The organism is Spiroplasma endosymbiont of Dilophus febrilis (assembly GCF_964030685.1).
Lineage (GTDB): Bacteria > Bacillota_I > Bacilli_A > Mycoplasmatales > Nriv7 > Nriv7.
The window spans coordinates 492338-509158 of the sequence record NZ_OZ034912.1 but is presented as its reverse complement, the minus strand read 5'-3'; the positions used below and the strand labels follow the sequence as shown (position 1 = coordinate 509158).

Sequence of the window (16821 nt, the reverse complement as noted above, 5' to 3'; positions counted from 1 at the left end):
TAACATTAGAATAAAGAAATATGTTTAAAATAAGTTATAGTAATGGAGCATAATTTTATGAAGGAAACAAATAGTAATTTATTATTAGTTGACATAAAAAATTTAAGTAAAAAATATCGTCAAAAATGAGCTTTACAAGATATTAATTTGCAAATTTATTGTGGCGAGCGAATTGGTTTAATTGGTGCTAATGGTAGTGGTAAATCAACCATTTCAGAAATTATTGCGGGAATAAGAAAGCCAACAGCAGGAGTAGTTTGAAAAAAGTCAGAATTAGTTATTGGGATTCAGTTTCAAGATTCTAAATATCCGATGGGTATTACTATTTTAGATATGATTCAATATTACTTAGAAACTTTTAATATTAAATATCATTATGATGATTTAGAAAATTTGTTAAAAACATATCAACTAGATGGTATTAAGAAAAAACAAATTAATTCTTTATCTGGGGGTCAACAACAAAGATTAAATATTTTATTAGCAGTTATTCATAAACCGCAATTAATTATTTTAGATGAAGTATCAACAGGTTTAGATATTGAAGTGCGTGAAGATATTTTTGAATTTTTAGAAGAAAATATTGTTAAGAAAAATGTAACGATGATTTTAGTAACCCATATTATGAGTGAAGTAGAAAAGTTTTGTGAAAAAATCATTTTTTTACATAATGGTTTAATTAAAGAACAAATTACTGTTAAAGAAGTTATTGAACAATATGGTACCGTTGCTGAATATACAAAGGTAAAATTTAAATTTTATAAAGAACAAGATAAAAATAATAATTCTTCTTTAATGATATTAATAATTGATTTCATTGTTTTTTCCAGTGAATTACCTAATGTTGATAATGAATTTTTATTAAGCAAAATAAAAAATATGATTGCGGGGGCATTAATGATTCAAGTAATGATTATTGGGTTTCAAATTATTTCAGGAACAATTGTTGAATTTCGTAATTCAATAATTATTAAACATTTTGGATCAATTAATATGAAACCCAGAACTTTTTTCTTAACTGTTATTTTATTTGGTTGTATTTTAAGTTTATTTACAATTTTAATAACATTATTTTGAACTATCATTATTTTTGGGCGTCAATTTAATATTAGTGAACTTTTAAGTTTTATTAATTTACCAGTTATTGGTTATTTAATATTTTCTATTATTATTAGTATTAGTTTTGGAGTCTTATTAGCAACATTTTTTAAAACTCAAAAACAACATATGTTAATTTCTAATGCTTTATTTTTACCAATGATGCTTTTTAGTGGCGTATTTTTATCAAATTTAAATTTTGATAAGAATTTAATTTTTAAGATTTTTAGTTATTTATCAATTTTTAAATATCCAAGTAGTTTATTAATGAATAATATTGCTAACAATAGTATCTTATCCAACACAAATTTTATTATTAATATTTTAGTTTCTAGTGCTTTACCCTTAATATTTATTGGCGTTGCGATTAAATGGTGAAAATGATATGAATAATAATTTTCGTTCTGGTTTTATTGCCATTGTTGGTGAACCAAATGTTGGTAAATCTACTTTATTAAATACTTTAATGTTAAAAAAAATTGCTATTATTAGTAATAAACCGCAAACAACAAGAAATCGAATTCAAGGAATTTTGACTACCGATGATTATCAAATAATTTTTATTGATAGTCCAGGAATTCATAAGTCTACTAATGAATTAGGAAAAAGTTTAAATCGGGTGGCAATGCAAAGTACTAAAGGTGTTGAAGGTATTTTATGATTAGTTAATAGTTATGAAGAAATTTCATTAACACATCAATATATATATAAGTCTTTGCAGGAACGAGAGGTACCAATTTTTTTAGGATTGACAAAAATTGATTTAATTACTTCTGAGCAATTAGAGCAAAAAATTAAATTATGAAATGAACGATTTAATGTCCAAGAAATTATTGGTATTAGTTGTTTAAAAAATATTAATATTAGTTTTTTATTAAATAAGCTGATGATGACATTACCGCTTGGACCGCAGTATTTCCCTAAAAATATGTTTCAAGATCAACAAGAAGATTTTTTTGTTAAAGAAATTATTCGTGAGAAAATTCTCTTATTAACTCATCAAGAAGTACCACACGGTGTTGCAATTTTAATTGAGGAATTTAAAAAAGAAAGAACAAAAAAAATTATTCGTGTAATCGCTACTATTGTTGTTGAAAGAGATTCGCAAAAAGGAATTTTAATTGGTAATGGTGGTAAAATGATTAAAAATATTGGTTCGCAAGCAAGAATTGAATTAGAAGAAATTTTTGCAACCCAATTTTATTTAGAATTATTCGTTAAAGTAATAAAAAAATGAAGAGATAGTCCTAACATATTAGCAAAATTAGGTTATGGTAAAAAATAAAGGAAATAAAGTGCATTGACAACAAAAATTTCGGGAATAATTGTTAATAAACAAGATTATCAATTGGTTGATGCCATTGTTAATATTTATACTATTAATGGCATTATTGCTATTTATTGTCCGGGGGTACGAAAAATCACTTCTAAAAATCAAGCATTTTTACAATTATTTAATTATTGTGAATTTGAATTATTTTTTGCTTATAGTAAAAATAAAATGCATCGCTTAAAAACCGGAGTTATTCTTGAAACATTCCCTAATATTCATAGTAACTATGAACGCTTAATGGTCACTAATTATTTAGTTAAACTTTATAGTGAACTTAGTGAGGATACTAATATTATTTTTAATGAATTATTAGTTATTTTACAAACTATTAATAGTGATAAAAATGAAGTTAAAAAACTTTTCTGTTTTTTAACTTTTAAAGTGTTAAAACTTTTAGGATTACAATTGCAACTAAACCATTGTAGCATTTGTAAAAGTAATAAGAATATTAAAACAATAAATTGATCAGCTGGTGGGTTTGTTTGTCGTGGTTGTTTTAAAAACGAACAACAAATATTTCCAATTTCACTTTTACAAGCACTATATGAATTAAATCATGAACCAGAATTTGAACAATGAGAGATTAATCAAGATGATTTATATGTTCTAATTCCATTTTATTATGAATATCTAAGCGAGCGCGGAGTTTTAAGTTATCAATCTTTAAAACCGATTAAAGAAAAATGAATTTTATCATCACTCTTTAAATAAAGAGTGATTTTTTATTTTTAAAAAGGAATTAATTCGTTATTTTGTTAATTAAATTGTGAAAGGAGTGATATTAGATTAATAATCCCCAATTAATTAGTGAAAATCATCGTACTACTGTTAGTTATTTTAATAATAATGATTCCAGTTTACGGTATAATCAGATTATATTTTTACCAGATTTTACACTTTATTTTGTTCCTTTAATGCATCCTGAATTAGGCAATTCTTATGTTTTAACATTTTATTTAACTATTTTAAAAGGTAAAAATAACGATGCTGGTGGTAATTTAACAAAACTTTATGACATTCATAAATTTGATAATTTGCAGTTTTCTTTTAATGTTAATGAGAATTATGAAAATAAAGGGTGTCGAGCAATAGTACCAGATATTGGTACTGTTGATTTAATAATTCCCAATGATAGCACAGCACATTCATTTTCATCAAAAAATAAAAAACCTTGAAAAGTTCTTATTCCTCAAAAATGTTTTTTTGAAAATAAAATGAATAAAATTTATTATTCATTTCAGCAAACAAAAAATGAAAATACAGTTATTAGCATTGATAGTCATAAATCAATGGGAGTAATTAACTTTCAATATCATTCGCTCTTAAACTTATAATGTTAGTTTAGAAGGCGATGAAACGGTGCAGATTAATAATCCGTTAGCATATAATTTTATGCCTATTGTTAATGAATGAATAGCTAAAGTAGAAGATATTATAGTTTCAGAACCAATAACAGAAACTATTTTTTTAAAAAATAATGATTCCACAACTTATGAATATCCTCGTGTAATTAGATCATTATTTTATTTTTATCATCAATTATCAACAATAAATTGAACTCATTTAGAAGACAAAGCTGATAAAGAGATAAGGACAAAAATTATTCAACAGTATGAACGACCTTTATTGGAACCTAGTGCTGTTTCAACAATTAAAGACTATTATTTAACAAATAAAACACCAGTAAAAATTAAAAGTGTATTTCACACCTCTAATATGGTTTATTACTATTTTCAAAAATTTCAAGAAACTGTTAACCTTAGTTCTAGTTCAGCGATTTATTCAAATAGTCAAGGAATAATATTGCCTTTTGAATATCAAAATTGAAGGGGAAACATTAGTACTAAACTTAAAATTAAAACGATTACTACTGATTTAATATTAAATATTAGTCAAAATTTTTTTATTAAAAAATCATTAACGCAAGATTCTAATATTTTGCAAATAGCTATTCCTGCTGATGAAAAAATAATTTATGATTTTGAACAATCATTATTAATTAGTAGTGAACAAGTTAAATGATGATATGTAAATGGTAATTTAAGTCAAAAGGAATATGAAAAATTTATTTTGCAAGGAGATATTAATTAAAAAATGTTTTATAAAATTAAGCGTTTATTGTTTGTTTTAATTTTAATATTTTCTTGATTAGTCTCATTAGTTTTTATTTTCTTTTTTAAAGAAAATAATATTAATATTACTAATGTTGAGAAAATAATTTACAATAAAGATAATTCTAATAAAAATATTAATTCTAAAAAATTAAATCCGGCAATAAAAGTAGGATGGCTTAAACAAGCATTTTATTATTTAGATCAACATATTTTTCAAAGACTTTTTATTCAAGAGTGAATAAGATTATTTCCTAATTTACCACAAAATAAGTTGCGGTTTTTATATATCACTGATAATTGTCCATTACCAATTGCAGTTAAAGTTATTTATCAAAATCCTTTTAATAATTTTATTTTACAGCAATGAAAATTTGTTATTAATTAAAAGCATCTAATAACATTGATTTTTATGTTAATATTAAATTAAGTAATAAGTTTTTAATTAAATAAGGAAAGGAATGTTTATTGCAATAATATTTTCTAGAAAATAAATCAGTTATTAGAATTTTAAAATAGGAGATAGACAGAATGAGAGGCAAAAGATTTATTAAAAGTTTTATTAATATTTTAGGAATTACAATCATTATTAATTTAATTTTATTATTAGTAAATAAATCTTCATTAGGAGAAATGGCATCAAAAATAACTGTCGGAACCACTCAAAATGAAAAATTTAGTTATGCTGGTTGATCAATGGTTCAGTGATTAATAAATTTTACTATTATTGGTTTTATTATTACAATTTATTTTTGAGCAACGCAACAACCATCAATGGCAGAAAGGTTTAGCGGGTTAAAACAAAAAGGTTAAAAGTAGAAAACATATATTTTAAATACCTGATAAGCAAACTATCAGGCATTTTTATGATTTAATATTTTTAAAGAAGGATTTCTTTATTGAAAATTAGCAAAATAATTTGTATAATATAATTTATAAATGAAAGAGGAATTTAATATTGAAAAAAGGATATTGAAGTTTAACAATCGCAAGAATTTTATTATTGTTAGCTTTGATTTTTATTATTATTCAATATATAATCTCATTAAGCTATGTTCAAAATAAAATTAATGATATTTTTACCAATGCTTTAGATAGCAGTAATTTGCAACAACATGTATTGGCAGAATTTAAACCAATACAAGATTTTTTTCCTTTAATTATTATTGTAGCATTATGTTTAAGTTTAAGTTTATGAATAATTGTTATTACTAGTATTTTATTTATTAACAAAAAGGGTATTTGTTTTTATGGACCATTTGTCTTATTGTTTTTAGTAATATTAAAAATAATATTATTAATAATGATAACATTTTATAACGAAATTATTGTTGATGATTTAAATTTTTTTGCTCAAAGTCATAAGTGAAAGTTAACAATTATTAAAAATCAATTTCAAAGAATCTTACAATTTAATATTAATGATATTTTTAACATTATTAGCATTATTTTATTATTATGTAGCACTACAATACTGTTATGAATATTTATTTTTAAAAAACAAGAATATTCATTTTTACTTTTTAAAAATAAGCAAGAGTTATTTTCTTATCTTAAAATAAATTATAAGCAATTATCAATTATTTCATAGAAATGGATTACAATACAAATGAAATTTCAAAAAACAATATTTTTTTATATTATTATAATGATGCTAACAACATTAATATTGTTTTTTATTATTTTAGTTAATTTAAATAAACCAACAATATTTTATAATAATTTAAATTTAAATAAACCGGTTGATAATGTTATTCTTGTTGGTGTTGATGGTGTATCTTCTGCTAATGTATTTAAAAATAAATATCCTAATTTCCAAAAAATTATTAATAAAGGAATTTATAGTAAAACAGCATTAAATAATGGAACAATTCATTCGGATTCTAATTGGTCTTCGGTCTTAACTGCTACTAGTGATGATATTCAAAAAAAACACTGAAATAATCACGAGGTAACCGATTGTAGTCAATATTTGCAACAAGACCAAGATAATTGATGAATTGATAATCATAATTCAAAATGTTATTGAAACCCATTAAAAGTACCACCATTATCAATTATGAAGTATATTGATATGTTTAATACAAAAAATAGTCATAATTCTTCGCAATATTATGGGACTTATGATTTTACAATGGATGTAATCTTAAAAAGTGAATTATATCGCCAATATGCCAGTAGGGCGTGGAACAAGAAAATTGCTGCTAATATTCAAGATAATATTAAGGAAAATATTAATAATTCAAAGAAAAAATATCAAGAGGGTTTTTTTAAACAAGATAAGGTTTTAGATATTTTACAACACACACAACTAGATCGGATGAGTATATATAATTCTTTGCCTGGGTCATACGATCGGTTAGTAAAAATAGATCAAGCAGCTGTTAACTTATTTTTAAATGATACTAAGGATAAAAAGTCAGGTCCGTTATCATTTCTATATTTAGCTAGTACTGATTTATTAGCACACGCTAAATATGGTAATAGCGGTTATTATGACCAGTATTTGCTTAGTAATGTTGAATATGTGTGACTAGAAAATATATTAAATGCTTTAAAAAGGGCAGAATATGATAATTACTTATTAATTTTTGTTTCTGATCACGGACATATTGGTAAGAATCATACTTTTTATGCACCATTAGAATTACAAATTCCTTTTATAATGTATCATCCTCATAATAGAAAAAATGGCATATTGGGATATCAAATTAGTAATATGGATCTAACACCAATAATTGCCAGTGCTTTAGGATTACCAATATTAAAAACTTATAAAAATATTTTAGGTGAAATTCAACCTTGATGAAATTATCAAAGTAGAATATTGGATGTATTTCAAGATGAAAAATAATAAAGTAATTTTACAAATAGGATTTATTACAACAACAATTTTATATTTATTTTTACAAACTAATCTTTTTTTTTTGCTAGTTTTATGATTGATTTTGAAGAATATTTGTTAGTTCTTAAAAATATTTTTTTAACTTTAAATGTAATGCTTTTAGGATATTTTAGTATTAGTTTTAAATGAACTAAAAAGCAAGCACATTGAATATGATTTTTTATTATTTCACTAATGATTATGATGGCGTTGCTAATGGTAGTAATTAATTTTATTGGTGTTTATGGTCATTGAACAGGATTACCAGAACAATATTTAGCAATAATGGATTTTTTAAGTTATTTAACATATGAACGCGGAAGTATTTATGTAACATTACTTTTTATGGTTTGTTATTTAATTCGTCTCGTATTATTTAAAGGAAATATCATTAGAAAAACTAAAATGATTACTATTACGCTTATAACATTATTAGTAGTTGTTTTAGTAGTAGTTATTGCTTTATCGATTACTGTTCTTATATATGACTGCCAATACATTTCTAAAATTGGAATATATCAACGAAGCAATTTCTTTTATAGTTTAGAAGAACCTACTGTTATTGCAGGAATATTTTTTCTTTGTGCTTTTATGATTGGTTTATGTTTTCATTATTTTCAAGGTTCATTTTATTTAAAAAAACTTGCACATAATTATTTATTAATGTGACAGTTAATGGTAGTTTTTTTAGTTATTATTATTTATTTTACTAGTCAATTAATATTTTATAGTCATAGTACTATTGGTATAAATTATTTATTAATTAGTTTTCTGTTATTAACAGTTTTAAGTACTTTAGAAACTAATTCGCAAAATAAAATTGGATTAAAAAGTAATAATATATTTAATACCACAATAATAATGATGCCATGTGGCATCGCTTTAACTTATATTTTAGATTTTAGTCGTGATTTTCGTGCAACTTTTTTTATTTCTTTAATTTCTGCTATTTATTCACATTGATTTTTATTATTACTATGAACTTTGGGGCATTTAATAATAATTTATTTTATTTGTTTTATAATTAAAAAAATTTCATTTTATTTATTTATTAAATTATCCAATAGATTAAAACTTTATCCAATAATAATTGGTGCCAATATTAATCAAAAAGAGAAGGAGAGAAAAATTTAAAAATGTTAACCAGTGTTCATAATTATCCTAAATGGTATCAAAACTACCATTTCTATGTTCAATTATCATTTTTTATAGTTTCTTTAGGAAGTTTATCGTGACATTATTGATTTTTAGTTTTCAATGAAGCATTAATAAATCCTGAATATTCTTCTGATGTTTTAGCATGAGATTTTTTTGGTTATTGAAGTATGCAATCAACAGTAATTGTATTATTTTATAGTTTATTAAATATCATTTATTATTTAAAACCTAATATTGCTTTACAATGGGTGACTAATTTTCATATTCGTAATTTTACTAATATATTTTTAGTAATTGCAATGATTTCTTATTATGTAGCTATTATTATTGGTCCACCACCAATTAACGACTTAACAAAAAAATTTGCTTATCGTAATTACTGAATTCCCACTCATATTCAACATTTTTGTTTACCAATTTTAATGTTAGTATACTCATTATTTGCACCATCATCATATATTTCATTATCAAAATACTTAAAGAAAAATCTTTATCTTTATTATCTATACCCAATGTTTTATGGTTTTTTTGTATTATTACGAGGTCATATTAAAATCATAACCGAACAAGGCAATAATCATTATGATTGAACTCGTTATTATCCATATTTCTTTTTTAATGTGCAACAAACTTCTCCTAATGGGTGACTAGTCTTTTTTATTGCTTATATTATTTTCTTTTTAGTATTTTTAATTTTAGGAAGTATATTTATATATATAAATAATCTTCTTGTATTACGAAGACAAGATTATCCGCAATAGGGGAGTAATAAATAAAAATGTCTTAAAATTTTAAGACATTTTTATTTATTATATTATTATTTATATTTTTTAGTTTTATTTTTAGTAGCATAGCTATTATTGTTTTTAGAATAAATTTTGTCTAAATATTTTTTACCAGTCATACTAATTTCTTGTTTTCATTGTCTATTTATTTTTTTAATTATTGTCTCTTGTACGGTCATTTGTGATTTTTTCTCGGATGATAATGCGGGATTAAATAATTCAAGTTGGATATTTAAGTCATATTGATTAACTGTTTTTCCTAAATTAATTCTAATGGCACGAATTGAATGATAGTTTCAAATGGTTTCAAATAAATATAAAACCGAGGAATAAATGGTATCAATATCATTGGTATAATCAGTTAATGAAATTCGTTTAGATGTTCACTGAGTACGATTAGTTTTGAAAGCGAAAGTAATTATCTTCCCTACTAATGAATTACTTTTAGCACGACTAACAACTTTGCAAGTTAAATCTAATAAATATTGTTTAATTTCATCAATATTTTCAGTATCATATTCAAATGTTAAATCATGACTAATTGATTTTTGCTCTTGAAAATTAATCTGATCATTAATGTTTGATGTTTTTCCAAGAGCTATTTGTTGAAGAACAAAATAACCTTTCCCTATTATTTCTTGTAAAGCTCAGTTATTAGTGCTATTTGCAAAGTCACCAATAGTATTAATATTAATATTTTTTAATTTTTCAGTTGTTTTTTTGCCGATACCAGATAGTTCTTTAATATCTAGTGGTCATAGTTTAGTTTTGATATTATGAGGTTTAAAAATAAATATTCCTAATGGTTTATTAACTTTTGATGCCATTTTAGCTAAAAATTTGTTATAAGAAATTCCAATACTACAAGGTAAATTTAATGAATTTAAAATATTGTTTTGGATTGCTTTAGCGCATTCAAATGCATTATTGTATTGAAGATAAATATTAGTTGCGTCTAAACAGTATTCATCAATCGAAGTTATTTCTACTTTATTGGTAAAATTATTTACTAATAAATTGAAAATTTTATGTGAATACTCAATATAAAGTTTACGATTGATGTTAATACAAATTAATGTCGGACATAACGCTTTTGCTTGATATAAGGGCATGGCAGTTTTAATATTATATTTTCTCGCTTCATAGTTAGCTGAAGCAACAATTGCTCTTCTGGATTGACTACTAACAATAATAGGTTTGGAAACAATCCTTGGATCAATAACTTGATGACAACTAGCAAAAAAAGCATTCATATCAATATAAAATATTACTTTCATCTTTTAACTTATCCTTTTTAGTTAATATAAAATCTATTTGGTGGGATTTTTAAGGGTATTAAAAGCATCATCTACTAATTTTATAACATTAATTTCTTTGCTTTGTAAAAGGTTATTGAAAGATAAATGAGCTAAATATTCAATATTTCCTTTCTTGTGGCCAACGATTGGACTATAAATTAAACCTTGTAAAGAAAAACCATATTCTTTAAAAAAAGCAATTAAATTATTTAATACTTGATAATGCACTATGGGGTTTTTAACAACGCCCCCCTTTTCAATTTGCGTTTTCCTACTTTCAAATTGTGGTTTAATTAAACAAACTAATTGACCTAGGGGCATTAAAATTTCTGTTAAAACCGGAATAATTTTTGTTAATGAAATAAAGGCAACATCAATAGCACAAAAACTAATATTATTTTTAAACATTTCTTTCTTAACATAACGAAAATTAGTGTTTTCCATAACAATTACTTGGGGGTGAATTCGTAATTTTCAAGCTAATTGATTAGTACCGACATCTAAACTATAAACCAATTTTGCTTGATTTTGTAACATACAATCAGTAAAACCACCCGTAGAAGAACCGATATCTAAACATACAAGATTTTCTAAATTGATATTAAACGCTTTAAGAGCTTTACTTAATTTATATCCCCCACGAGAAACAAATTGATTATCTTGTTTTTTTATTCTAATAATACTGTTAAGGGCAACTAAAGTTCCTGACTTAATAATTAATTCCTCATTTACAAGTACTTGATGATTAATAATGGCACGTTGAGCTTCAGTTCGAGAATGAAATAATTCTTTTTGAACTAATAATATATCTAATCGGATTTTTTTCATTGTTGTTCTTCACTTACGATAAATTTTTCATTTTGTTTATTGATTTGTTATTGAGGATAATAAATTCGTTAAATTCTAAAGGATATATTGTAGCAATAGCATTAATATATTTTTCCATAATATTAAGCTTTACAATTAAAAGATTTTGTGTTGGTAATTGGTCTAATAAAGAAGGAATTTTAGCTTTTCGGGCTAAGGTTTCACGATGTAATAAAAAATATAATGCTAAATAAAAACCAAAATTATAATAATAAGTTTTGTTATTTTCTTTGTGATTAAAAATTGCTACCGATTCAAATGAATTACCAATCAGATGGGCGAGAAGATAAAATTTTTCATTTCTTATTAATTCTAAACCTTTTAACTCGTCAATATTTTTAATTTTACTATTATAGGTATCTTGTAATTGTAATTCAATTGGTGATTTAATTGCAGAACTAACTGCTAAGTTTTGAAAAAATTCATTAATTACTTTCAGATTTTTAATTTTTTTAATTTCTAAATCAAAAAGATAAATTTGACTACAAACTATAGCTTTGCAAGAAATTAAATGACGAATAAATAACTCGGGACTTAATTTTTCATTAACAATTAATAGACCTAATGCTTGCATAAAAATACTATGTTTAGTAACAACATTTAAAATATACAAACCATCTTGGATAATTTCTGGATTATTGGTTTGTTTTATGGTTTTAATTAATGTTTTCTTTGCTAATTTAATAGATTTCTTCAATAATTCATTTTCCATAGTTGTCATCCTTGTTAGTTTTTTTTCTCATTATCAGCAATACTTTGCAAAATGCCATTAATATATTTATATTCACTATTGATGAAATACTTTTTAGTAATAAGAACTGCTTCATTAATAATAATTGCTGAATTTTCTTTTAAAATCAGTAATTCATAAGTTGCTCACAATAAAATCCCTTGCTCTAAATTAGATAATTTAGAAAAATGTCACCCTACTTTTAAGTACTTATTAATAATTTTAATTATAATTTCTCGTTGTTCGAAAAGATGGATTAAATTATTAGTAATTTCCGTATTAAAATCTTCTTCATTTTCTTTAATTTCTTTAATAATTGTTTCTAAGTCATAATTTAATAATTGTTGTTGATAGATAAAAAAAATTATGCTTTCTCTTATATTATGCTGTGAATTTTTTTCCATATCTTTACCACCGTTATTACTAATTTTAGCATAAAAGAAAGCATATTTTCTATTAAATAGAAAATATGCTTAATTCAAATATTTTATTATTCTTTAATATGTTTTTCATTAATATAATTTTCATATTCGGCATCTGTTAGTACCTTATCAAAATTACCAACAATGGTATTTGCTTGTAATGATTGAATAACAATTCTAACAAAATCTTTAAAATCAGAATTTTCAGTAACTAAGCGATCAATTGTTGCTCAATCAAGAGTTTCTTTTTCTTTTGCTGGAAATAAAATAATACTTTGCTTAATATTATTAGGATTTAGCTTAATAACACCAATATTAAAAGCATCATTAAGTCTTTTTAATTCATTAATAAAGTCATTACTTTCAGAAATTTTTAAGGCTACTAAATACCCTTCATTGGCTCAAGATGAATTTGATACTGCTTGAAAATAAGATTCACGAAGATTAGCAAAACTTAATTCTTTTTTTAATTCAAATGAATAATACTTTGTTTTCAAAGATCCTAAATATTCCTTTTGTAACTTTAAAGTTTTTTTACTAAAATCATTAAATGGAAAATGAACGCCAACAATATCAAGATGCAATCATTTATTTTTACCAGAAACTTTTTTACTTGAAAGTTCATGAAAAATTGTTTTACTAGAAATATTAAAAGCAGAATTATGTAAAAATTTGACAACAACGGAATGTAAATTTCTTTCATTAAATACAGAGTGATTTCTTGCTTTATCCAATTTAATATTTCCATCTTCTTCAAGTTGTTTTGTACAACATTCATCATTAGTATTTTCAAGTGCTTTTGCTTTTGATGTTTTGTCAATTGGTTCCAACCTTTCTGTTATATTGCTTTCATTCTTTAAAGCGAACTTACCAGACTCACGATATCAAATAAAATTTGAATCTGGATTATTGACAATATCGGTATTTAATGCGATTGTATTCGGGCGCATAAAGTTTTGTTAGGTGGGTAAAGATTTGAATAATTTTGAAAGAAAAGCAACTAAAAATTTATTACCTTTTTACTTGAAAAATAATTAATAAAACAAAATATTTAATATTAACAAACATATTCTTAATAAAAGGTTATAAAAACTAAGTAAAATGCTTATAAAAACAACATTAAAATAATTTTTTACAACAAAAATCATACATAAGAAATATATACTTAATTTGCATATTGAAATAATTTATAGTAAATGACTATTTTTTCTTTTTTAAAAAATACCTAAGAAAACTAAACGCGACCAGTTGTATTGGTAAATTTTTCAAGGTCTTTTAAGTATGATATAATATCTTTGGAGATTTTTTATTATAATGAATTCAGGAATTTTACTAATTGATAAACCTACTGAGATGACATCGCATCAAGTAGTATCTTATCTTAAAAAAAAGTTTAAATATTATAAAGTTGGTCATGCCGGAACTTTAGACCCTCTAGCTACTGGTGTACTAATAATTTTGGTCAATCAAGCGACAAAGATTTCTTCATTATTATTGAACGAAACGAAAGAGTATTTAGTAACAATGCAATTTAATATTTTAACTAATAGTGGTGATATTACTGGTAATGTTATTGCTAATGATAATAAGTTAATTACGAAAGAGCAATTTCTTAATTGTTTAAAGTTTTTTCCGTTATCATACAATCAAATACCACCTAAATATTCGGCGATTAAGTTTCAAGGGAAAAAACTTTATGAATATGCTCGCAAGGATCAAGAAGTATTATTAGCAAAACGACTTGTGAAGTTAGATTATTTAGAGTTAGTAAGTTTTGATTTTCCTTATGTTTCCCTAAAAGTTAAATGTTCAAAAGGAACATATATTCGTAGTTTAGTAGTAGACATTGCTAAAACTTTAAATACGATAGCAACAGTAAAAAAATTGCAAAGAATAGCTAGTGGTGCATATAAGATTAGTAATTGTTGCGAACTTGATAAAATTCAAGAACAAAATATGATTTCATTATCAAATGTATTACAAGACTATATGCCACTTATTAATATTAAGGAAACAAAAGATATTAAAAATGGTAAGGCTATTCAATTAAAAGAGATTGAAAGTGATACTGTGTTGTTAACTGATAATAATCAAATCCCATTAGCAATATATGTTAAGGGACTAGATAATAAATATTATTGTAAAAAAGGATTATGAAATGATGAAAATAATTAATACTATTGATGAAAAACAGCAATTTTCAAATAAACAAGTAGCGTGTTTAGGATTTTTTGATGGGCTTCATATTGGACATCAGTTATTAACTCAAACAGTATTAAAGGAAGCTAAAGAAAATAATTATCAATCACTATTTTTTACTTTTTCAATCGCACCAAAGAAAATAATTTTACAACAACAATATGATGACTTGCTTGATATGGATGATAAGCAAAAATTAGTTTCATTAATGGGATTTGATAATTTTGTTATTTTTCCATTTAATGATAATACAAGAAAATGATCAATTGAACAGTTTATTTTTTATCTTAAACAATTGAATATTGATATTATCGTTGTTGGTGATGATTTTCGTTTTGCAAATTTTGGTTTGGGAAATATTAGTCATTTGCAGAAAAATTTTTCTAAAGTAATTGTTGTTAATAAAGTTTTAATTAATAATGATATTCGGGTATCAACAACATATATTCGTCAGTTACTACAAAAAAAACAAATTGTTAGTGCTAATAAGTTATTATTGCAACCTTATAATATTAAAGGTATTGTTGTTAAAGGTAATAAATTAGGTAATAAAATTCAATTTCCAACAGCAAATATTCATTTAAATGATAATTTTTCAATATTAAATGAGGGTGTCTATATTACTAATGTTAGTTTAGATAATAAAAACTATCAAGCAATTTCTTGTATTATTAGAATTGATAATGTTTTAAAATGTGAATCATATATTCTTAATTTTAATAATAATATTTATGGTGTAAAAATTAAAATTTCCTTTTTAAAGTATTTACGAGATAATGTTGCTGTTAAAAGTTTAGAACATTTAAAACAGTTAATTAGCGAAGATTACAGCAAAACCCTTGAATATTTTCGTAAAATAGGTTAATATTTATACGAATACGACTATTACAAGTTTTTAAAATACCTTCTATTTTATTAATTGGTTTTAGTTAAGTTTATAATTATTGGAGGATTTATTAAATGGCAATTACAGCTGAGGATAAAAAACAAATTATTGCTAAATTTGGGAGAAAAGAAAAAGATACGGGTTCAGCAGAAGTACAAATAGCACTTTTAACAGAGAAAATTATTAATTTAACGGCACATTTAAAAGTACATCGTAAAGATGTTATTACTGAACGAAGTTTAGTAAGAAAAGTATCACAAAGACGAAATATGTTAGATTACTTAAAAGATCATGATATTAATCGTTATCGTAAAATAATTGAACAATTAAAACTAAGAAAATAATAAATTGAAATTATTAAGAAAGAGAATTAGATGCTGATTCTTTTTCTTGTTTATAAGATATTAAGGGTTGATATGATGAAAAAAACAAAATATTCAAAATGGCAATTATATTGACAATTGTTTTATGTTTTTTTGAAAATATCTTTTTTTGGTTTTGGTGGCGGTAATGCCGTAATGCCTTTAATTAAAAATGAAGTTGTAGTTAAGAAGCGATGAATAACTGAGGATGAATTTAATCATTTATTAATTTTAGCAAATACTATTCCTGGACCAAGCATTTTTCAAGTATCAGCTTCTGTTGGTTATAAAATAGCTGGTATTACTGGAGCACTATTAGCATCGTTTGTTGCATACTTGCCTAATATGATTGCTTTTATTTTTCTTGCAACTTTACTATTTAAATATATTGATATTAAATATTTATATTATATTAATTTAGCAATCTTACCAGTTATTTTAGCATTGCTAGCGAAAATGATTTTTAAAATGTTAAGAAATAGTATGAAGGAATTATCTTTAACTATTAGTATCCCAATTATTTTCTTATGTGTGGGATATCTTGCTTTAACATGACAACTGAATTTGTGGTATTTAAACTTTCCCGCAGTTGTTGTTATTATTATTTCTTGTTTGGTTACTATTCTTTATAATTATCTGCGGTTAAGACAAAAACATAAACCGAAAAAGAAACGAGGTAAAAAATAAT

20 protein-coding genes are annotated in these 16821 nt (G+C 23.8%); 15 read left to right on the top strand and 5 right to left on the bottom strand.

Annotation, left to right across the window (positions count from 1 at the left end; all coding sequences use genetic code 4):
* The first annotated feature begins 57 nt into the window (after positions 1–57).
* The 11 genes from AAHF53_RS02700 to AAHF53_RS02650 all read left to right on the top strand — a co-directional run bounded on the left by AAHF53_RS02700 (position 58) and on the right by AAHF53_RS02650 (position 9345).
* Positions 58–1491, top strand: coding sequence for an ABC transporter ATP-binding protein/permease (locus AAHF53_RS02700; RefSeq protein ID WP_342190161.1), 1434 nt, complete (start codon positions 58–60; stop codon positions 1489–1491).
* Entirely contained in the window at positions 1484–2383 is a 900-nt protein-coding gene (gene era / locus AAHF53_RS02695) for a GTPase Era (protein WP_338968726.1), read from the top strand. The genes AAHF53_RS02700 and era overlap by 8 nt, the downstream gene beginning before the upstream one ends.
* Positions 2384–2398: 15 nt before the next feature.
* Positions 2399–3142: a DNA repair protein RecO gene (recO, locus tag AAHF53_RS02690; RefSeq protein ID WP_342190160.1), complete on the top strand. Its 744-nt coding sequence runs from the start codon at positions 2399–2401 to the stop codon at positions 3140–3142.
* A gap of 203 nt (positions 3143–3345) precedes the next feature.
* Positions 3346–3765, top strand: a complete 420-nt coding sequence (locus AAHF53_RS02685; protein WP_342190159.1) for a hypothetical protein — start codon at positions 3346–3348, stop codon at positions 3763–3765.
* A gap of 25 nt (positions 3766–3790) precedes the next feature.
* On the top strand, positions 3791–4522 hold the full coding sequence (locus tag AAHF53_RS02680; protein WP_342190158.1) for a hypothetical protein: 732 nt from the start codon (positions 3791–3793) through the stop codon (positions 4520–4522).
* A 3-nt stretch (positions 4523–4525) separates the two neighbouring features.
* On the top strand, positions 4526–4930 hold the full coding sequence (locus AAHF53_RS02675; protein ID WP_342190157.1) for a hypothetical protein: 405 nt from the start codon (positions 4526–4528) through the stop codon (positions 4928–4930).
* Between the two features lie 143 nt (positions 4931–5073).
* Entirely contained in the window at positions 5074–5355 is a 282-nt protein-coding gene (locus AAHF53_RS02670; protein WP_342190156.1) for a hypothetical protein, read from the top strand.
* Positions 5356–5500: 145 nt separating this feature from the next.
* Positions 5501–6133 carry a hypothetical protein gene (locus tag AAHF53_RS02665; protein WP_342190155.1) on the top strand — a complete coding sequence of 211 codons (633 nt, stop codon included), beginning with the start codon at positions 5501–5503 and terminating at the stop codon, positions 6131–6133.
* A 57-nt stretch (positions 6134–6190) separates the two neighbouring features.
* Positions 6191–7396, top strand: coding sequence for an alkaline phosphatase family protein (locus tag AAHF53_RS02660; protein WP_342190154.1), 1206 nt, complete (start codon positions 6191–6193; stop codon positions 7394–7396).
* Between the two features lie 84 nt (positions 7397–7480).
* A complete protein-coding gene (locus AAHF53_RS02655) occupies positions 7481–8560 on the top strand; it encodes a hypothetical protein (RefSeq protein ID WP_342190153.1) in 1080 nt (359 codons plus the stop codon).
* Positions 8561–8562: 2 nt separating this feature from the next.
* Positions 8563–9345: a hypothetical protein gene (locus AAHF53_RS02650; RefSeq protein ID WP_342190152.1), complete on the top strand. Its 783-nt coding sequence runs from the start codon at positions 8563–8565 to the stop codon at positions 9343–9345.
* A gap of 56 nt (positions 9346–9401) precedes the next feature.
* Here the strand turns inward: AAHF53_RS02650 and AAHF53_RS02645 are convergent, their stop codons facing one another.
* The 5 genes from AAHF53_RS02645 to AAHF53_RS02625 form a co-directional block, all read right to left on the bottom strand.
* Positions 9402–10646: a DNA polymerase IV gene (locus AAHF53_RS02645; protein ID WP_342190151.1), complete on the bottom strand. Its 1245-nt coding sequence runs from the start codon at positions 10644–10646 to the stop codon at positions 9402–9404.
* 33 nt (positions 10647–10679) lie between these two features.
* Complete coding sequence (locus AAHF53_RS02640) at positions 10680–11495, bottom strand: TlyA family RNA methyltransferase (RefSeq protein ID WP_342190150.1); 816 nt, start codon at positions 11493–11495, stop codon at positions 10680–10682.
* A gap of 13 nt (positions 11496–11508) precedes the next feature.
* Positions 11509–12246, bottom strand: a complete 738-nt coding sequence (locus tag AAHF53_RS02635; RefSeq protein ID WP_342190149.1) for a hypothetical protein — start codon at positions 12244–12246, stop codon at positions 11509–11511.
* Positions 12247–12260: 14 nt separating this feature from the next.
* Positions 12261–12668 (bottom strand): transcription antitermination protein NusB, encoded by a 408-nt coding sequence (locus AAHF53_RS02630; RefSeq protein ID WP_342190148.1) that lies wholly within the window; start codon positions 12666–12668, stop codon positions 12261–12263.
* A gap of 86 nt (positions 12669–12754) precedes the next feature.
* Entirely contained in the window at positions 12755–13636 is an 882-nt protein-coding gene (locus AAHF53_RS02625; RefSeq protein ID WP_342190147.1) for a hypothetical protein, read from the bottom strand.
* A 364-nt stretch (positions 13637–14000) separates the two neighbouring features.
* Between AAHF53_RS02625 and truB the strand changes: the two genes are divergently transcribed.
* From truB to AAHF53_RS02605, 4 genes are all read left to right on the top strand, one after another.
* Positions 14001–14861 (top strand): tRNA pseudouridine(55) synthase TruB, encoded by an 861-nt coding sequence (truB, locus tag AAHF53_RS02620; protein ID WP_338967876.1) that lies wholly within the window; start codon positions 14001–14003, stop codon positions 14859–14861.
* Positions 14848–15750: a riboflavin biosynthesis protein RibF gene (gene ribF / locus AAHF53_RS02615; protein WP_342190146.1), complete on the top strand. Its 903-nt coding sequence runs from the start codon at positions 14848–14850 to the stop codon at positions 15748–15750. The genes truB and ribF overlap by 14 nt, the downstream gene beginning before the upstream one ends.
* 95 nt (positions 15751–15845) lie before the next feature.
* Positions 15846–16115, top strand: coding sequence for a 30S ribosomal protein S15 (gene rpsO, locus AAHF53_RS02610; protein ID WP_338967879.1), 270 nt, complete (start codon positions 15846–15848; stop codon positions 16113–16115).
* 75 nt (positions 16116–16190) lie between these two features.
* Complete coding sequence (locus AAHF53_RS02605) at positions 16191–16820, top strand: chromate transporter (protein WP_342190145.1); 630 nt, start codon at positions 16191–16193, stop codon at positions 16818–16820.
* Position 16821 lies beyond the last annotated feature (1 nt).